The sequence below is a fragment of the Pedococcus soli genome, from assembly GCF_054782575.1.
The window spans coordinates 605460-623039 of record NZ_BAAGSF010000003.1 but is presented as its reverse complement, the minus strand read 5'-3'; the positions used below and the strand labels follow the sequence as shown (position 1 = coordinate 623039).

At 72.2% G+C, this 17580-nt stretch carries 19 protein-coding genes and 1 tRNA gene; 6 read left to right on the top strand and 14 right to left on the bottom strand.

The annotated features are described in order from the left end of the window. From ACYVKF_RS05980 to ACYVKF_RS05950, 7 genes are all read right to left on the bottom strand, one after another. On the bottom strand, nt 1-375 hold a 375-nt coding region (locus ACYVKF_RS05980; RefSeq protein ID WP_460965516.1), incomplete at its 3' end, for a hypothetical protein. 75 nt (nt 376-450) lie between these two features. After that, entirely contained in the window at nt 451-1113 is a 663-nt protein-coding gene (gene plsY, locus ACYVKF_RS05975; protein ID WP_460965514.1) for a glycerol-3-phosphate 1-O-acyltransferase PlsY, read from the bottom strand. Nucleotides 1114-1119: 6 nt separating this feature from the next. Then, nucleotides 1120-2058, bottom strand: coding sequence for a DegV family protein (locus ACYVKF_RS05970; RefSeq protein ID WP_460965512.1), 939 nt, complete (start codon nt 2056-2058; stop codon nt 1120-1122). Nucleotides 2059-2067: 9 nt separating this feature from the next. Beyond that, nucleotides 2068-2559, bottom strand: coding sequence for an anthrone oxygenase family protein (locus tag ACYVKF_RS05965; protein ID WP_460965510.1), 492 nt, complete (start codon nt 2557-2559; stop codon nt 2068-2070). 25 nt (nt 2560-2584) lie between these two features. Next, nucleotides 2585-5482 carry a leucine--tRNA ligase gene (gene leuS / locus ACYVKF_RS05960; RefSeq protein ID WP_460965508.1) on the bottom strand — a complete coding sequence of 966 codons (2898 nt, stop codon included), beginning with the start codon at nt 5480-5482 and terminating at the stop codon, nt 2585-2587. Nucleotides 5483-5719: 237 nt separating this feature from the next. Beyond that, a complete protein-coding gene (locus ACYVKF_RS05955) occupies nt 5720-6187 on the bottom strand; it encodes a DUF4396 domain-containing protein (protein WP_235530637.1) in 468 nt (155 codons plus the stop codon). 35 nt (nt 6188-6222) lie between these two features. Beyond that, on the bottom strand, nt 6223-7032 hold the full coding sequence (locus tag ACYVKF_RS05950; protein ID WP_460965506.1) for a sigma-70 family RNA polymerase sigma factor: 810 nt from the start codon (nt 7030-7032) through the stop codon (nt 6223-6225). A gap of 145 nt (nt 7033-7177) precedes the next feature. Between ACYVKF_RS05950 and ACYVKF_RS05945 the strand changes: the two genes are divergently transcribed. The 6 genes from ACYVKF_RS05945 (at nt 7178) to ACYVKF_RS05920 (ending at nt 12871) form a co-directional block, all read left to right on the top strand. Further along, complete coding sequence (locus ACYVKF_RS05945; RefSeq protein ID WP_056915040.1) at nt 7178-7885, top strand: ANTAR domain-containing protein; 708 nt, start codon at nt 7178-7180, stop codon at nt 7883-7885. Nucleotides 7886-8028: 143 nt separating this feature from the next. Further along, complete coding sequence (locus tag ACYVKF_RS05940; RefSeq protein ID WP_460965504.1) at nt 8029-9156, top strand: glycosyltransferase family protein; 1128 nt, start codon at nt 8029-8031, stop codon at nt 9154-9156. Continuing rightward, nucleotides 9144-10211 carry a glycosyltransferase gene (locus ACYVKF_RS05935; protein ID WP_460965502.1) on the top strand — a complete coding sequence of 356 codons (1068 nt, stop codon included), beginning with the start codon at nt 9144-9146 and terminating at the stop codon, nt 10209-10211. Before ACYVKF_RS05940 ends, ACYVKF_RS05935 begins: the two co-directional genes overlap by 13 nt. Then, on the top strand, nt 10208-11248 hold the full coding sequence (locus tag ACYVKF_RS05930) for a glycosyltransferase (RefSeq protein ID WP_460965500.1): 1041 nt from the start codon (nt 10208-10210) through the stop codon (nt 11246-11248). Before ACYVKF_RS05935 ends, ACYVKF_RS05930 begins: the two co-directional genes overlap by 4 nt. Then, the gene (locus tag ACYVKF_RS05925; protein WP_460965498.1) at nt 11245-12237 is read left to right on the top strand and encodes a glycosyltransferase family 2 protein; all 993 of its coding nucleotides are present in this window, start codon (nt 11245-11247) and stop codon (nt 12235-12237) included. Before ACYVKF_RS05930 ends, ACYVKF_RS05925 begins: the two co-directional genes overlap by 4 nt. A gap of 148 nt (nt 12238-12385) precedes the next feature. Beyond that, nucleotides 12386-12871, top strand: a complete 486-nt coding sequence (locus ACYVKF_RS05920; RefSeq protein ID WP_157581359.1) for an SRPBCC family protein — start codon at nt 12386-12388, stop codon at nt 12869-12871. Here ACYVKF_RS05920 and ACYVKF_RS05915 read toward each other — a convergent pair. The 7 genes from ACYVKF_RS05915 to nadD form a co-directional block, all read right to left on the bottom strand. Further along, nucleotides 12861-14453, bottom strand: a complete 1593-nt coding sequence (locus ACYVKF_RS05915) for a phytoene desaturase family protein (RefSeq protein ID WP_460965496.1) — start codon at nt 14451-14453, stop codon at nt 12861-12863. The two genes, ACYVKF_RS05920 and ACYVKF_RS05915, sit on opposite strands and share 11 nt — an antisense overlap. A 91-nt stretch (nt 14454-14544) precedes the next feature. Then, nucleotides 14545-15261 (bottom strand): SGNH/GDSL hydrolase family protein, encoded by a 717-nt coding sequence (locus tag ACYVKF_RS05910; RefSeq protein WP_460965494.1) that lies wholly within the window; start codon nt 15259-15261, stop codon nt 14545-14547. A gap of 107 nt (nt 15262-15368) precedes the next feature. Further along, on the bottom strand, nt 15369-15527 hold the full coding sequence (locus tag ACYVKF_RS05905) for a hypothetical protein (protein ID WP_157581361.1): 159 nt from the start codon (nt 15525-15527) through the stop codon (nt 15369-15371). A gap of 306 nt (nt 15528-15833) precedes the next feature. Then, nucleotides 15834-15906 (bottom strand) — tRNA-Ala (locus tag ACYVKF_RS05900). Nucleotides 15907-15983: 77 nt separating this feature from the next. Then, complete coding sequence (locus tag ACYVKF_RS05895; protein WP_460965492.1) at nt 15984-16595, bottom strand: histidine phosphatase family protein; 612 nt, start codon at nt 16593-16595, stop codon at nt 15984-15986. Next, nucleotides 16592-16966, bottom strand: a complete 375-nt coding sequence (gene rsfS / locus ACYVKF_RS05890; protein WP_056915047.1) for a ribosome silencing factor — start codon at nt 16964-16966, stop codon at nt 16592-16594. Before rsfS ends, ACYVKF_RS05895 begins: the two co-directional genes overlap by 4 nt. Before the next feature lie 7 nt (nt 16967-16973). Further along, nucleotides 16974-17567 (bottom strand): nicotinate-nucleotide adenylyltransferase, encoded by a 594-nt coding sequence (gene nadD, locus ACYVKF_RS05885; RefSeq protein WP_056917178.1) that lies wholly within the window; start codon nt 17565-17567, stop codon nt 16974-16976. Nucleotides 17568-17580 lie beyond the last annotated feature (13 nt).

Here is a 17580-nt window from a genome sequence, read left to right as displayed (position 1 = left end):
GGCGACCACCACGACGATGAGCAGCCCCGCGACGGCGGCACGAGGACCGCTCAGCCGCGCGCCCACGAACGACTGGGGCAGGGCGAAGAACCGCGGGCCCGGGGGCGTCGGCCGACGGTGCCGACCACCCGTCGAGGGCCGCTGCGGCGGGCGTCGGTCGACAGCATGCGGACCCCCTACGTCCTCGAGCCAGTCACGGTCGGGCTGCCACGCGGTGACCGGTGGGGCCGCCGACGAGATCCGAGCCGGCGGAGGCTCAGCCGTGCCCCCAGCCGGCGGAGGGTCAGCCGTGCCCCGAGCCGGGAGGGCGCTGCCGGAGGCGAGCAGGGCCCGCAGTCGTGGAGAGGGCTCGGGCGGGCGGCGGCGCAACGGCATACGGGCACGCTAGGAAGCCCATCGCGGCTGGCCGAACCCGAAGGTTGGTCGTTGTGGACAGGGATCGCGGGGAGCTCAGGCTGTGGACGAGGAGCCGTCGCCGGACGTCGCGTCGCGACGGGCCGAGATCCACAGCTCGATGTTGCGCCGGTGGCGGTAGATGACGAGCAGCGCCAGCACGACGCACCAGGCACCCGTGTCACGCGAGCCGAACGGCACCCACCGCAGCCACGACACCAGGCCGAGGGCGAGGAGCAGCAGGCAGGCCGAGACGGACGCCCCCGCGACCCACCGCAGTCGCCACACGAGCAGCACGAAGACCAGCACCATGACCAGCCCGAACCACGGCTCGACGGCGAGGATCGCCCCCAACGACGTCGCCACGCCCTTGCCGCCCTGGCCCTTGAGGAACGGCGACCAGATGTGGCCGAGGACGACCGCGAGCCCGACGACGAGCGCCGTGACGGCACCGAGGAAGTGCGCCGCGAGCAGGACCGGCAGCAGCCCCTTGAGCACGTCGAGGACGCCGACCACCACACCCCAGCGGGCGCCGAGGACGCGGCCGGCGTTCGTCGCCCCGGGGTTGCCCGAACCCGACGACCGCAGGTCCTTGCCCAGGAGCCTGGCGAGGATGGTCGCCGGGTTGACCGCCCCCACGACGAAGGCCACGGCCGCGGCGATCGGTACCTTGGCGAGCTCCCAGGAGGAGGCGTGCCCGAGCGTGACGAGGGTGTCCACGACGGCTCAGGCCTCCACCGGGGGCTGGCCGTCGGCCGCCGCCGCGGAGCGCGGGGAGGGCTCCGCCTCGGAACGCGTGGATGGCTCCGTCGCAGGGCGCGGGGAGACCGCCACCGCCAGCGTTCCCGGACCGACGTGCGCCCCCACGACGGCACCGAGCTCGACGACCGACACCTCGTCGGCGCTCTCCACCCGCGACCGCAGCCGCTCGGCGAGGTCCTCGGCGCGGGCGGCGGAGTCGAGGTGGTGCACCGCGATGTCGACGCCGGACCCATCTCCCGACGACGTGGCCGCGGAGACCGCGATCTCCTCCAGCCGGGCCAGGGCGCGGGTCGAGGTGCGGACCTTCTCCAGCGGCCGGATGCGTCCGTCGACGAGCTCGAGGATCGGCTTGATCGCCAGCGCCGACCCGAGGAAGGCCGAGGCCGATCCGATCCGGCCGCCACGCCGCAGGTGCTCCAGGGTGTCCACGTAGAACACGACTCGGGCCCCGGCCGCGCGTGAAAGTGCTTGTGCCGCAACCTCGTCCAGCGAGGCACCCGCGTCAGCGAGCAGAGCCGCCGACACGACGCCATACCCCATCGCCATGCCGAGGGAGCGCGAGTCGACCACGCGCACGGGCACTGGGGACTGCTTCGCTGCGAGGTGGGCGGACTCGACGGTCGAGGACATGTCGGCCGAGATGTGCACCGACACGACACCGTCCGCTCCCCCGGCAGCAGCCTTCTCGTACGCCTCGAGGAACGCCTGGGGCGACGGCCGTGACGTCGACACCGGCCGGAACGCGCGCAGTGCCGTGGCCACCTGGGCGGTCGTCACGTCGACACCCTCGCTGAACTCGGTGCCGCCGATCACCACGTGCAGGGGCACGACCTGGATGCCGTGGGCGTCGACGACCGACTGCGGCAGGTAGGCCGTGGAGTCGGTGACGATGGCGACGGACACGTCCGAAGGCTACCCGCGCAGGGCAGCCGCGAGCAGCACCGCCGAGCCGAGGGCCAGCACGACCCGGACGTGGTTCCAACGGGTCCACGACACCCGGTATGCCGCCCACTCACCGGCGGCGCCCGGGTCGCCCGCGTCGAGCGTGGCCAGGGCGTTGTTGCGGGGGACGTTCGCAGCTGCGGTGACGACGAACGCGAGCACCCCGAGGATCGCACCCGCCAGCACGAGGGCACGCGACTCGCCCACGGGAGAGCCCTCCACACCCCAGCCGGCCAGGACCGCCACCGCGGACACGAGGGAACCCACCGGCGACACCATCAGCGGCACCATGAGCAGGCTGCGGGGCGCGTCCTCGTTGATCCGCTGCATCGCCCGGATCCCCTCCGGCGGGTCGAGCCGCCCGAGGGACCGCATGACGAACGCGGAGAACGAGAACAGCGCCCCCGAGAGCAGGGCCGAGGCCAGCGCGGTCAGCGCCACGACGACCTCGACCCAGCTCATCGGACCGGAGACCTGGCCCGGCGACCTAGACCGGGACCACGTTGACGAGCTTGGGCGCCCGCACGATGACCGTGCGGATGCCACCCTCGGTCGCGGCGACGACCTTCGGGAGGGCCAGCACCTGCTCGCGCAGGGCGTCCTCGCTGATGTCGGCCGGGACCTCGAGGCGGTCGCGCACCTTGCCCTTGATCTGCACGACGCAGGTGACGGTGTCCTCGACCAGCAGGGCGGGATCGGCCACCGGGAAGGCCTCGAACGTCACCGTCTCCTCGTGCCCCAACCGGGACCACAGCTCCTCGGCGATGTGCGGCGCCAGCGGCGCCGTCATGACGACGAGCTTCTCCGCGGCCTCGCGCGGCACTGCGTCCAGCTTGGTCAAGGCGTTGTTCAGCTCGATCAGGCGGGCGATGGCCGTGTTGAACCCCAGCGTCGGGAAGTCGCGCGAGACGGCGTCGATGGTCTTGTGCAGGGCCCGGGCCGTCGCGTCGTCCAGGGGCGCGTCGACGACCCGGACCTCCCCGGTCTCCTCGTCGATCACGTTGCGCCACATGCGCTGCAGGAAGCGCTGTGCACCGACGACGGCTCGCGTCTCCCACGGCTTGCTGAGCTCCAACGGTCCCATGGACATCTCGTAGACGCGCAAGGTGTCGGCGCCGTACTGCTCGCACATCTCGTCCGGGCTCACGACGTTGCCGAGCGACTTGCCGATCTTGCCGAACTCGCGGGTGACCGGCTTGCCCTGCCACGTGTAGGACGGCTCGCCCCCGGCGTGGTCGGGCACCTCGACGACCTCGGTCGCCTGGACGATCTGGCCGCGGTCGTCACGGTAGGCCGGAGCCTGGATGTACCCCTGCGAGAAGTACTTCCGGAACGGCTCGTCGCTGCTGACGTGGCCCAGGTCGTAGAGCACCTTGTGCCAGAAGCGGGCGTAGAGCAGGTGCAGCACCGCGTGCTCGACACCACCGATGTAGAGGTCGACGCCACCGGGGTCGGTCACGCCCGCGGGCGCACCGTCGACCGGCGTCTCCCGCGGACCCATCCAGTAGCTCTCGTTCTCCGGGTCCACGAACGCCGCGTCGTTCGCCGGGTCGAGGTAGCGCAGGTAGTACCAGCACGAGCCCGCCCAGTTGGGCATGGTGTTCGTCTCGCGACGGTACTTCTGCACCCCACGGCCGTCACCCAGGTCGAGCTCGACCTCGACCCACTCGCGCGCCCGACCCAGAGGCGGCTCGGGCTGCGAGGAGGCGTCATCGGGCTCGAAGGTCTTGGGAGAGTAGTCGGGGACGTCCGGCAGCTCCACCGGCAGCATCGACTCGGGCACCGCGTGCGCGACACCGTCCTCGTCGAAGACGATGGGGAACGGCTCACCCCAGTAGCGCTGCCGGCTGAACAGCCAGTCGCGCAGCTTGTAGTTGACGGTGCCCTCACCGAGTCCCTTGCCGGACAACCAGTCGATGATCGCGGCCTTGGCCTCGGCGATCGGCAGGCCGTCCAGCGAGATCTCGTCGTTCGAGGAGTTGATCGCCGCACCCTGGCCCGTGAACGCCTGGTCCTCCGGGTGGCCCTCGGTCGGCTGGACGGTCCGGATGACCGGCAGCTCGTACTTCGCCGCGAAGTCCCAGTCGCGCTCGTCCTGACCGGGGACCGCCATGATGGCACCGGTGCCGTACCCCATGAGGACGTAGTCGGCGATGAAGACCGGAACCTGTTGCCCGGTCACGGGATTCGTCGCGAAGGCACCGGTGAAGACACCGGTCTTGTCCTTGCCCTCGGTCTGTCGCTCGAGGTCGCTCTTGCGCGACGCCGCCAGCCGGTATGCCGCGACGGCAGCGGCCGGCGACCCCTCGCCCGCCGTCCAGGCGGGGTTCGTCCCGGCAGCCCACTCGCCGGCCGGGACCAGCGAGTCGACGAGCGGGTGCTCGGGGGCCAGCACCATGAAGGTGGCGCCGAACAGCGTGTCGGGACGGGTCGTGAAGACCTCGATCGCGGCGTCGTGCCCGACGACCGGGAACCTCACGTGTGCACCCTGGCTGCGCCCGATCCAGTTGCGCTGCATGGCCTTGACCTTCTCCGGCCAGTCCACGCGGTCCAGGTCGTCGGCCAGACGGTCCGAGTAGGAGGTGATGCGCATCATCCACTGGCGCAGGTTGGTCTTGAAGACGGGGAAGTTGCCCCGCTCCGAGCGCCCGTCGTTGGTGACCTCCTCGTTGGACAGCACGGTGCCCAGTCCGGGGGCCCAGTTGACCGGCGCCTCCGAGGTGTAGGCCAGCCGGAAGTCGTCCAGCACGGCGGAGCGCTCCACGGGCGCGAGGGACGCCCAGTCCCCGCCCCCGGGCACGGCACGAGCACCCGAGGCGAACTCCTGCACCAGCTCGTCGATCGGGCGGGCCCGACCCACGCCACCGTCGGGCCGCACGGCTTCGGGGTCGTACCAGGAGTTGAAGATCTGCAGGAAGATCCACTGGGTCCACTTGTAGTAGCCCGGGTCGATCGTCGCGATCGTGCGGCGGTCGTCGTGCCCCAGCCCCAGCCGGCGCAGCTGGCGCTTCATGACGACCATGTTCTCCTCGGTCGTCTTGCGGGGGTGCTGGCCCGTGCGCACCGCATACTGCTCCGCGGGAAGGCCGAACGCGTCGTAGCCCAGGCAGTGCAGGACGTTCTTGCCGGTCATCCGGTGGTAGCGCGCGAAGACGTCGGTGGCGATGTAGCCCAGGGGGTGGCCCACGTGCAGCCCGGCGCCGCTGGGGTAGGGGAACATGTCGAGGACGAGCAGCTTCTCGCGGTCGGCCACCTTCTCCGGCTCGGCCCAGGGACCGGCGGGGTTGGGCGCGTGGAAGGTGCCCTCCTCCTGCCAGCGGTCCTGCCAGGCCAGCTCGATCTGCTGGGCCAGCTCGGCGGTGTAGCGGTGCGGCGTCTCGCTCATCTCATCCTCGTGTCGTGTCGCGTCTGGCGGACGGGGGCTGCTCTCACTGCGGGTACCCACAGCAGGTGGTACTCACAACAAAGCCCCTCGCGGTGGAGGGGCTGGCCGCGGTGGCCTCGGTGATCCGGGGGCCAACGCGGCTATCGAAGGAGGAGCTGCCGTGCCATGCAGCTAGGTTAGCGCAGGCCAGCAGGGGTGGAGCAGGTGCACACGCGTGGTGGGTGGTCGCCCGAGCCGTCAGTGGTGCAGCCCGTGGACCACGGCGTGGCCCCGCCCACGGGAGATGAGCCACCGGTTGACCGGCACCGTGACGACGAACGCGATGGCGAGCGAGGCCACCAGCGACGCCCAGAACAACCAGCTGGCCAGCCCGGCGTCCAGGGCACCCGGGACGACGAGGATGAACCCGTTGTCGACGACCTCCATCACCGAGATCGACACCGTGTCCGCCGCGAGCGCGACACCGAGGGCGGCCCGCAGCGCGAGGCCCGAGCCGAGCACCGAGCGCATCGTGAGCCCGTACCCGAAGACGAACGCCAGGACGACCGACAGCAGGACGGTCCCGAGGTTGTGCAGGTCGAGGGCGGTGCCGATGACCATCCCCAGCACCTCCCCGATGGCGCAGCCCGTGAGGCAGTGCAGCGTGGCTGCCGTCGCCTGGCTCCAGAGCGACCCGCCGGGGTGGTGCATCGTGTGGGTGTCCATGGTCCGGGCAACGATACCCCCGGGGGGTGTATTCCTCAGGCGGCCGCAGCCACGTCCACGAGCTCTCGGCGGAGGCCGGCGATGATCGACGTCAGCAGCCGCGACACCTGCATCTGGCTCACCCCTAGCACCCTGCCGATCTCCGACTGGGTCCGCTCCTCCACGAAACGCAGGTGGACGATCAGCCGTTCACGTTCGCTGAGGTGCTCCACTCCCTGACGCACCACCTGGAGGCGCAGCAGGTGGTCGACGTCGGCGCTCTCCCGGGCCACGACGTCGACCCCGCCCCCGTCCTCCGTCGGCAGGTCGAGCGACACGGCCGTGTAGGCAGCGCCCGACAGCCGCGCGCTGCGCACCTCCTCGACGTCGACCGCGAGCGCCTGGGCCAGCTCGGCCGGCGTGGGCCAACGGTGCAGGTCCTGGCTGAGCCGGTCCTCCTCGGCGATGACCTGGACGCGGACCTCCTGGAGGCGTCGGGGCGGGCGCACGGCCCAGCCGGTGTCGCGGAAGTGACGCTTGACCTCGCCGAGGATCGTGGGGAGTGCGTACGAGGCGAACCCGTTGCCGGCACCGACCCGGTAGCCGTGAGCGGCCTTGACGAGGGCCATCCGACCGACCTGGACGAGGTCGTCGGTGTCGATGCCGCGTCCGCCGTAGCGACGAGCGACTCGTTCGGGCAGGTCCAGCGTGAGGAGCACGGCCTCCTGACGCAGTCGTTCGACGGTGTCGGCGTCCCCACAGCCCTCGGCCCTGGCGAGCAACCGGTCGGCCAGGTCGTGTCGGGACGCGAGGTCGTCGGGCCCGGACTCGGCCGGGTGGGGTAGGTCTTGAAGTGGAGCAGCCATGAAGGTCCCGTCGCGCGGAGGAGGACCATGGCGCCGCTGTTGGACCACGTGTCTGCCCTCAACACAACCACCGCTGGCCACCACCCGCAACAGCGGGCGGATCCCCCGGATGTGCGGGCCGCCGCGCGAGAGCGATACTTCTGCCATGTCACCGAGCATCCCCCGCGAGGCCTCCGAGGCCTTTGCCTCCCTGGCCGAGCTCGTCTACTCCGGAGCCGACTGCCAGGAGGTCCTGGACACCATCTGCGTCCGTGCCGTCGACATCATCCCCGGCGCCGACCACGTCTCCATCGCGTCGTTGGCCGCGGACCGCACCCTGACCTCCCGCGCCGCCAGCGACGACGTGGCGGCCCTGATGGACCGGCTCGAGACGGAGGCCGGAGAGGGACCGTGCCTCGACAGCATCCTCGAGGACTCCTTCCAGCGCGACGAGGACATCACGACCACGTCGACCTGGCCGGCCCTGGCGGAGCTGACGATCGCGCGGACCCCCGTGCGCGGCATGATCGGCTACCGCCTCCAGCAGGGCGAGGGGGGCCGTTCGGCCCTCGACGTCTTCTCCGACACCCCCGGCGCCCTCACGAGCGAGTCGGCGGACATCGGTGCCGTCCTGGCGGCGTTCACCTCGGTCGCGCTGACCGCGGCCGACCGCCAGGCCGACGTCGAGAACCTGCGTCGTGGGCTGGACAGCAACCGGGAGATCGGCAAGGCCGTCGGCCTGATCATGGCCGCCCACGACGTCGACGCCGAGCAGGCGTTCGCCATCCTGCGCAGCGCCTCCAGCCGCACCAACACCAAGCTCGCCGCCATCGCGGAGAAGATCACCAGTAGCCACGGCCGCAGCACCTCCTGAGGGCCCTCCCGTGCTCGCCGGTCGCCGTTGTCGGTGCAGGGGTCTACGTTGAGGGGCAGTAACCACTAGCCGGTCAAACCACGCGCCAGCTGCCCTGTCGGGCTCTGCTGACGCAGGCTCGACTCCCCTCCCTGGAGGAAGTCTTGAGCACGGTTGTCGCCTCGGTCCCTGCTGGACACGTCTACGTACGCCACCTGTCCCCCGTTGGCCCCGCCCCCACCGGGGGCAAGAGCCCCGGCCCGGGCGCCCCAGCGGTCGTCCGGCTGCCCGACCCGCCGTCGGGATCCTCCCCGGACTCGCCCTGGTGGCCCCCGCGCATGCTCACCCCGGAGTGGGTGCACGAGCACGCCGACGAGTTCGACGTGATGCACGTGCACTTCGGGTTCGACGCCGTGTCCCCCGAGGACCTCCGGGGCGTCGTCGCCGCCCTGCGCAGCCACGACCTACCCCTCGTGCTCACCGTCCACGACCTGCGCAACCCCCATCACGAGACCCCCGAGGCCCACGAGGCCCAGCTGGGCGTCCTCGTGGCGGAGGCCGACGAGCTCATCACGCTGACCGAGGGGGCGGCCGCGACGATCCTGCGCCGTTGGGGACGCGCCGCCACGGTCCTGCCGCACCCCCACGTCGTCCCCGATGCGTGGCTCGAGCAGCCGCGCGTCGACGGCCGGTCCTTCGTCATCGGGATCCACGCCAAGAGCCTGCGCGCCAACATGGACCCGGTCCCCCTCGTCGACGCCCTCCTCGAGGCCCTGCCCACCCTCCCAGGGGCGGTGCTGCGGGTCGACGCGCACACCGACGTCATGACCGCGGGCTTCCCGCGCCACGACGAGGTCCTGTCGGAGCGTCTGCGGTCCCTCGCCGACGCCGGGCGGCTCGAGCTCGCCGTGCACGACTTCTTCACCGACGACGAGCTGTTCGCCTACCTGCACGGGCTGGACGTGTCCGTCCTCGCCTACCGCTTCGGCACGCACTCGGGCTGGCTCGAGGCGTGCCACGACCTCGGCACCTGGGTGGTTGCCCCCGACTGCGGCTTCTACGCCGACCAGCGCCCCGTCCTGTCGTATGCCGCGTCCGGCCCCACCCGCACGTCCTCCTTCGTCGAGGCCGTCCGGACCGCCCACGACCACTGGCTGGCCGGGGAGGCGGCGCCGCGCGCGTCGGTGCGCGAGCGCCATACGGAACGGGCGTCACTGGCCCGTGCGCACGAGGCGATCTACGCGCGGGCCATCTCCCGCGCCGGGACACGGGGGCTCGCATGCACGTCGTGATCCTCGCGTCGGCCCGCCACCCGCTGCGCCAGCCGTTCGCCGGGGGGCTCGAGTCCCTCACCTGGGCCCTGGTCAAGGGTCTGCGCGCCCGCGGTGTGGAGGTGACCCTGTTCGCTGGGCCCGGTAGCGACCCTGCGCTGGACGCCCGCGAGATCACCGTGCTGCCGCTCCAGCTCAGCGACGCGGCCCGCTCCGACGTCTCGATGCCGGCGGAGTCCTGGCTGCAGGAGCACCACGCCTACCTGCAGGTCATGCTCGAGCTGGGCGGTCGCACCGACGTGGACCTGATCCACAACAACAGCCTCCACCATCTCCCGGTGGCGCTCGCGCAGTCGTGCCCGGCGCCGATGCTCACGACCCTGCACACCCCGCCGACGCCGTGGCTCGAACCAGCGATCCGGCTGATGGACCAGCAGCGGTCACGGTTCGTCGCGGTGAGCGGCTACACGGCCCGCCAGTGGGGTCACGTCACCGAGGCCGCCGTCGTCCACAACGGCATCGACACCGGTGTCTGGACCCCCGGCCCCGGCGGTGACGACCTCGTCTGGGTCGGGCGCATCGTGCCCGAGAAGGCACCCCACGAGGCGGTCCGCATCGCGGCGGCCAGCGGGCGCCACCTGCGACTGGCCGGACCCATCGGCGACCCCGCCTACCACCGCGATGTGCTCGAGCCGCTGCTCGGACCGTCCGCGGAGTACGTCGGACACCTCGACGTCCCGAGCCTGCGCACGCTCGTCGGCGCCAGCGCCGCCATGCTCGTCACCCCGGCGTGGGACGAGCCGTACGGGCTCGTCGCGGCCGAGGGGATGGCTTGTGGCACACCGATTCTCGGGTACCGACGGGGTGGCCTGCCCGAGTTCGTCGTCCCCGAGTGCGGGGTGCTCGTCGACCCCGGTGACATCGCCGCCGCGGCAGCCCAGGTCGATGCCGTCACCCGCCTCGACCGCGCAGCCTGCCGGGCCCACGCGGTCCAGCACTGCTCCCTCGACGCCATGGTCGACGCCTACCTCGAGGTCTACCTGAGCCTCGCCCGGACCAGTCTGGCCGCCGCGTGATCGGCTACTACGCGCACCACCACGGGGCCGGCCACCTCACCCGCATGCAGAGCATCGCGGCTGTCCTGGACGAGCCGGTATGGGGCCTCAGCTCCGGTCCACGCCCACCCGGGTGGACGAGCGGCTGGACCGACCTGGCCCGGGACGACGACCCTCCGACAGGGAACCCCTCGGAGCGGGACGTGACCGCCCACGGGGTCCTGCACTGGGCGCCCCGGCACCACACCGGCCTGGCCCGACGGGCGGCGCAGCTCACCTCCTGGGCCGCCGACGAGCGCCCACGCGCCGTCGTCGTCGACGTGTCGGTCGAGGTCGCCCTCCTGGCCCGCCTGTCCGGCGTACCCACCGTCGTCGTGGCCATGCCGGGACAGCGCGAGGACCGCGCCCACCGGTTGGCGTACGACACCGCCGACGCGCTGCTGGCGCCGTGGCCCCGCGGCGCCCACGACCTGCACTGGCCGGACCGGTGGGTCGACAAGGCATGGTTCGTCGGGGGCATCTCCCGGTTCGACGGACGCACCCTGCCGGCCCCCTCCACCGACGCGGCCACCCCGGCGGACCGTGCCGACGGGTCAGGCGACCGGACCGTCCTCCTCCTGTGGGGCGCCGGCGGCCGGGCGACCACCGACGCCGACGTCCGCGCCGCCCGCGCCGCGACCCCGGGGTGGACCTGGGTCGAGCGCTCCCCCGGGCACCACGGGTCGAGGGACCTCTGGGACGACCTGCAACGTGCCGACGTCGTCGTCACGCACGCGGGCCAGAACGCCGTTGCCGAAGCCGCCGCGGCACGTCGTCCGGCGGTGGTGGTGGCCCAGCCCCGACCCCACGCCGAGCAGGAGTGGACGGCTCGGCGCATCGACGACTGGCGGATCGCCGTGGGTCGCACCGAGTGGCCCGAGCCCGAGGACTGGCCGGAGCTGCTCGAGCTCGCCGTGGCACGCGGCGGGCACGGCTGGGCACGCTGGTCGGACGGCACCGGAGCCCAGCAGGTGGCCGACCACCTGACCCGGCTCACCAGCGCAGGGATCGCCCCGTGACCGGCCGGCCCCGTACCGCCGTGGTCACGATCGTGCGCGGCCGCCACGAGCACCTGCGAGGGCAGCTGTGGGGCCTCGCGCGGCAGAGCGCCCCGGCCGACCTGCACGTCGTCGTGGCCATGGACGACCCCGAGATCGCCGCCGTCGTCTCCGACGCCGGTTCCACCGTGGGTTCGACCGTCCTCGACCCGGACCAGGTCAGGTCCGTCTCCGGGTCGTCGTCCGGGTCGTCGTCCGGGTCGTCGTCCGGTTCCTCGCCCAGATCCACCTGCATGGGCACGCCCACGTTGGTCGTCCCCGTGGACCTCGACCCCGGTGGCGAGCTGCCCCTCGCCCGCGCCCGCAACACCGGCGCCCTGACCGCGATCGCCGCCGGAGCCGAGCACCTCGTCTTTCTCGACGTCGACTGCATCCCGGCCCCGGGGACGCTCGAGCGCTACACGCAGGTCCTCGGCGGTGACGGGCATGGTCCCGTCGGAGCGCTCGCCGCCCACCAGAGCCCGGTCGTGGCCTGCGGGACGGTCGCGTACCTCCCGCCAGTCGCCCACGCCCGGGACTACCGCCACGACCGGCTGGACGAGCTCGCCGATCCCCACCCGGGTCGACCGGCGCCGGACGAGCGCGCGGTCCTGGTCGCCGACGACCTGCGCCTGTTCTGGTCGCTGTCCTTCGCCGTGACGGCCGCGGACTGGGGGCGCCTGGGCGGGTTCAGCGAGGACTACACCGGTTACGGCGCCGAGGACACCGACTTCGGCCAGCGCCTGGGTGCTGCTCGCGGGACCATGCTCTGGGTCGGCGGCGCCGCGGCGTACCACCAGCACCACCCCACCGACACGCCCCCGCTGGGACACCTCACCTCGATCGTCCGCAACGCCAACGTCTTCCGCGACCGGTGGGGCTGGTTCCCGATGGAGGGGTGGCTCGCGGCGTTCGCGGACCGCGGCCTGGCACGGCTCGACGCCCGAACCGGCCGTTGGGTCACCACGTGAGCCGCGCCCGGGTGTCCGGTTTGAACCGGTCCTGCGCGGGTAGGGACAGACTGGAGCCGTCCGGCTCCAACAGCGTGGGCCGGGCGGCTCCACCCGAGGCGACTCCAGCGACCTCCGTAGCCATCCCCACCAGGAAGAAGCTCGAACCATGAGCAGGATCAGCACCGGCCACGACGGCATCGTCACCGTCACCAGAGAGGTCACCGCCCCGGCGCAGGCCGTCTGGGACGTCCTCGCCGACGGCTGGGACTACGCCACCTGGGTCGTCGGCGCGTCCCGGGTCCGTGACGTCGACCTCAGCTGGCCCGCCGAGGGGTCGCGGCTGCACCACTCGTTCGGTGTCTGGCCGTTGGTCATCTCCGACACGTCCAAGGTGATCCGGTCCGACGCGCCGACCACGCTGACCCTCGTGGCCCGTGGGTGGCCGGCCGGCGAGGCAGCCGTCGTCATCACCGTGACCGCCCGGGACGAGCGGTCGTGTTCGGTCGCGATCGCCGAGGATGCCGTCAAGGGTCCGGGCACGCTGGTCCCCAAACCGTTGCGGCAGCTCGCGATCGGCCCACGCAACGTCGAGGCCCTCCGCAGGCTCGCGTACCTCGCCGAGGGTCGTCACCGCGAGCGCGTCACGTCCTGAGCAGGCGGTCCCACGCGGTTCGGGTCAGCGCCCGGCGCACGGGCCCGGTGAGCCCGTTCGCCCCGAGAGCCGCCCGGGCGGCGTTCCAACCACAGGCACCGTGCACCCCACCGCCGGGGTGCGCCGAGGCGCCGGCGAGGTAGAGCCCGGGGATCGAGGTCTCCGGCCGACCGAGCCCGGGTGTGGGGCGGAACACCAGCTGCTGGTGCAGGGCTGCCGTGCCTGCGTTGATGGCTCCCCCCACGAGGTTCCCGTCCTCGTTCTGGAGGTCCGCCGGGCCCTGGACGTGACGTGCCACCTGGCTGCCACGGAAGCCGGGCGCAACGCGCTCGACCGCTTCCTCCATGCGATCCACGTGCGCGGCGAGCCGGTCCTCGTCCCACTCGTCGTGGGGCACGTGGGTGTAGGCCCAGGCCGACTCCGTCCCGGCCGGCGACCTGGACGGGTCCGAGGTCGTCATCTGCCCGAACAGCAGGAACGGCCGTTGCGGGACCCTGCCGACCGACAGGTCGGCGGCGAAGTCCACGAACCCGTCGTTGTCGACCCCGAGGTGCACGGTACCGGCACCCCGGGCGGCCTCTGCCGTCCACGGCACGGGTCGGTCCAGCGCCCAGTTGACCTTCACCGTCGCGTTGTCCCACTGGAACCGGTCGAGGTCGCGGTGCAGCTTCGCCGGCAGCGGGTGGCCGGCCAGCAGCTCGCGGTAGAGCGTGGTCGCCGGCACGTCGGCGAGCACGCCGCGACGGGCCCGCAGGGTGGTGCCGTCGGCCAGCTGCACCCCCGTCGCCTGACCACCGGAGGTCGTCACCGAGGTCACCGGGCTGCCCGTCAGCACGCGGACTCCGCGGCTCTCGGCGCGTCGTCGGAGCGCGCCTGCGAGCTCCCCTGCCCCGCCCTCCGGGACGGGGAAGCCCACGTCCTGGCCGAGCATGCAGAGCAGCCACCCGAACAGGCCGCTGCCGGCGGCATCCGGCGGCACGTCGCTGTGCAGGGCGTTTCCCGTGAGCAGCAGCCCCGCACCCTGTCCCCGGAACCGTTCCTGGCCGATTCGCCGCGACGGCGTCAGGGCGAGGCGGGCGAAGTCGAGCGTGCCGCCCGCGCCCATCCGTCGCACCATCCGCAGGGCGGAGGCCGCGGGCGGGAACGGTGTGAACAGTGCGTCGAGCAGCGGGTCGCGGATGCGGTCCCAGCCCTCCACGAGCTCCATCCAGGCCTCGCCGTCACCGGCCGCCTCGGCCTCGAGGCCCGCCGCGGTGTCCTCCGCGCGGGAGCAGAGCAGCGCAGCGCTCCCGTCGTCGAGGGCGTGCGCGAGGACGTGCGGCGCCCGACGCCACACGAGACCGTGCTCCTCGAGGTGCAGGTCCTTGATGATCGGGCTGGCGGCGGCCAGGGGGTAGAACGCGCTGAACAGGTCGGTGGTGTACCCGGGTGCGGTCACCTCGGCGCTTCGCACGGCTCCGCCCACCTCGTCGTTCGCCTCGACCAGGACGACGTCCCAGCCTGCGTCGGCGAGCGCGTTGGCGGCGACGAGGCCATTGGGTCCTGCGCCGACGACGACGGCGTCTGCAGTGCTGACGGACATGGGTTCCTTCGTCGGGTTGGGGCGGGTCCGGGCGGGTCCGGGCGGGACCGTCCACTCTGGCACGGCTGGTCCCGGCCGGCTCGCCCGGCCGTCAGGAAGGGGGGACGTTCCTGCTGTCGAGGGCGAGCTCGAAGACGTGGGCCATCGCTGCATACCCCTTGTCGTTGGGGTGGAAACGGTCCGGGGCGAGGCGGCCACGCCACGAGCGGGGGCCGTGACGCCGGATGTCCGCCAGGACCAGCCGGCCCTCTGCCTGGCGCTCGCGCAGCAGCGCATCGAGCCGACGGGCCTCCTTGTGGGGGTTGGGCAGGTTGAGCACGACGGCACCGTCGGGCAGCCGGTCGAGCAGGGTGGCGAACCGGGCCGACATTCCGGCCCGGTACCGCGGGGTCACGACGTCGTTGGAGCCCAGGACGACGGTGACGAGGTCAGGGACCTGGCCGGCCGCGACGAGCGCCTCGAGGGCCGGCACCTGTCGCTCGAGCGCGTCGTCGATCCGCGCCCCGGTGACGGCGAGGTTGACCACACGGTACGGCCGCCCTTGCTCGCGCAGGTGCTCGGAGAGCTGGCCGACCCAGCCCCGGTCGAACGACGAGGCGCCGATCCCTTGGGTCATGGAGTCACCGAGGGCGACCCAGAGCGGGCCGTCCTGGGAGAGGGCGCGTCGGTTGGCCTCCGCCCAGTCCTGGGCGTACGGGTCGATCTGCCTGCGCACCGACCGGACCCCGGGCAACAGGGCCTGCAGCACCGCCATGAACGCCCCGGTCGGGCGACCGCTGGTGTTGTCGTAGTCGAAGGTCGCGGTCACCGGTCCATCGTCCCAAACAGTGCGGGTGGCCGCCCGCGGGGCGGCGGGGCGCCGTCCGGGGCGGGCCGTCCGGTGCGGGCCGGTTCGAGCAGGAGGGAGGAGCTCGGTCAGCGGCTGGTGCGGGAGTCGAAACGTCCCGGGACGACGACACCGCGAGGGGCGGCGGCGGCCGTGCGCACGAGGACGCCGACGGCGCCGAGGACGACCAGGAGCGCGCCGGCCAGGAACATCAGCATGAGCATCTCGGGTGAGGTGGGGGTGAACATGGGTCAACTGTCTCCTACGACAATTGACGTACTGAGGTTTTCGGCGTCACACCAGACGACCAGCCAGCCCGCGCTGACCGAAGGGTCTAGGCCCGGGTCAACAACTGGTCAAGACCTGCCCCTGGACCCCGAACGCAGAAGGACCAGACACGAGCCGTGTCTGGTCCTTCTGTCGTTCGGTGGAGCTGAGGGGAACCGTCGCCCAGGGGCGCTGCGCGCCGGAGGCTCCTCCCGAATCCCCCATACACATTCCTCGAACGACATAAGGACCAGACGAAAAGCGTGTCTGGTCCTTATGTCGTTCGGTGGAGCTGAGGGGATTCGAACCCCTGACCCCTTCCATGCCATGGAAGTGCGCTACCAACTGCGCCACAGCCCCGAGTTTCCCCGAGAGGGTGTCCCCCGGAGGCGACTGCGGAAGTTTACCCAGTGACCCACCCGTTTCACCAAATCGGCTCAGGCGTGGGCGTTCCATGCGGCGATCTGCCACCCGGTACGGCCGTGCCGGAGCTCGGCCCAGTGGCAGTTGCCCAGGGTCAGCAACGCGTGGGTGGCCAGGTGCTGATCCACCCCGAGCAGGTCGGCGATGCCGGCGCGGGTCGAGACGCCGTGGGCCACGACGGCGACGCACTCCCCCGCGCCGAGCCCGTCCAGGACCTCGCGCAGGGCCTGACCCGCACGGGCCCCGACCTCGGCGAGGGTCTCGCCGTCCACTCCGCGACGGACGTCTGCGACGTCCATCTGCTCGAGCAGGTCGGCGTACCCCGCCCGCACCTCGGCGGTGGCCAGCCCCTGCCACTGCCCCACGTGGATCTCACGCCAGCGAGGGTCGAGGGTCACCTCGATGCCTGCGGCCTCGGCCACGTGCTCGGCCGTGACGCGGGCACGTTGCAGGTCCGAGGTGACCACCCGGGTCGGCCGGTATGCCGCGATGGCGCGGCCCGCGGCGCGGGCCTGCTCCACGCCGAGGTCGGACAGCGCGGTGTCGAGCTGTCCCTGCCAGACGCCGCCGGCGTTGTGCTCGGTCTGCCCGTGCCGGACCAGCAGCAGGCGCCGTCCGTCGCTCACGCGTCGCGGCGCTTGGGCACGCCCAGGTCGATCTCGGGGCAGTCCTTCCAGAGGCGCTCGAGCTCGTAGAACTCGCGCTCCTCGTCGTGCTGGACGTGGACGACGATGTCGCCGAAGTCGAGCAGCACCCAGCGGCCGTCCCGCTCGCCCTCGCGGCGGATCGGCTTGGCACCCTTCTCGCGCAGCGTGTCCTCGACGGCGTCGACGATGGCGCCGACCTGTCGGTCGGTGCTGGCGGAGACGATGACGAAGACATCGGTCAGGGCGAGCTGCTCGCTGACGTCGATGCCGGCGATGGTGGTGGCGAGCTTGTCGTCGGCCGCGACGGCGGCCGCCTTGGCGAGCTCGAGGGATCGGTCGGTGGCTGGCACTGCACTCCTACGTTCGTGCCGCTGCGCCGACAGGTGAGCCGGCGGCATACAGGCGGTATTTGTTGATGTACTGGACGACGCCGTCGGGCACGAGGTACCAGACGGGTTCGGACCGCTCCACGCGAGCGCGGCAGTCCGTGGAGCTGATGGCCATGGCCGGCACCTCCTGCAGGCTGACCCGGTCGGCCGGCAGGCCGGACTCCGACAGGACGTAGCCCGGGCGGGTGACCCCGACGAAGTGGGCGAGCTCGAAGATCTCGTCCGCGTCCTTCCACGACAGGATCTGGGCGAGCGCGTCGGCACCGGTGATGAAGAAGAGCTCGTCGTCGGGGCGTTGCGTCTTCAGGTCACGCAGGGTGTCGATCGTGTAGGTGGGTCCCGGCCGGTCGATGTCGACACGGCTGACCGTGAACCGCGGGTTGGACGCCGTCGCGACGACGGTCATGAGGTACCGGTGCTCCGGAGGGCTGACCTCCCGGGCGTCCTTCTGCCAGGGCTGCCCGGTGGGGACGAAGACGACCTCGTCGAGCCCGAACCTCGTCTGGACCTCGGAGGCGGCCACGAGGTGGCCGTGGTGGATCGGGTCGAACGTCCCGCCCATCACCCCGAGACGC

Bases quoted from the DNA above. Each gene is read 5' to 3' on its own strand.
- ACYVKF_RS05965 (WP_460965510.1), bottom strand. From the start codon at position 2,559: ATGAGCTGGGTCGAGGTCGTCGTGGCGCTGACCGCGCTGGCCTCGGCC.
- leuS (WP_460965508.1), bottom strand. From the start codon at position 5,482: ATGAGCGAGACGCCGCACCGCTACACCGCCGAGCTGGCCCAGCAGATC.
- ACYVKF_RS05955 (WP_235530637.1), bottom strand. From the start codon at position 6,187: ATGGACACCCACACGATGCACCACCCCGGCGGGTCGCTCTGGAGCCAG.
- ACYVKF_RS05950 (WP_460965506.1), bottom strand. From the start codon at position 7,032: ATGGCTGCTCCACTTCAAGACCTACCCCACCCGGCCGAGTCCGGGCCC.
- ACYVKF_RS05945 (WP_056915040.1), top strand. From the start codon at position 7,178: ATGTCACCGAGCATCCCCCGCGAGGCCTCCGAGGCCTTTGCCTCCCTG.
- ACYVKF_RS05935 (WP_460965502.1), top strand. From the start codon at position 9,144: ATGCACGTCGTGATCCTCGCGTCGGCCCGCCACCCGCTGCGCCAGCCG.
- ACYVKF_RS05920 (WP_157581359.1), top strand. From the start codon at position 12,386: ATGAGCAGGATCAGCACCGGCCACGACGGCATCGTCACCGTCACCAGA.
- ACYVKF_RS05915 (WP_460965496.1), bottom strand. From the start codon at position 14,453: ATGTCCGTCAGCACTGCAGACGCCGTCGTCGTCGGCGCAGGACCCAAT.
- ACYVKF_RS05905 (WP_157581361.1), bottom strand. From the start codon at position 15,527: ATGTTCACCCCCACCTCACCCGAGATGCTCATGCTGATGTTCCTGGCC.
- nadD (WP_056917178.1), bottom strand. From the start codon at position 17,567: ATGGGCGGGACGTTCGACCCGATCCACCACGGCCACCTCGTGGCCGCC.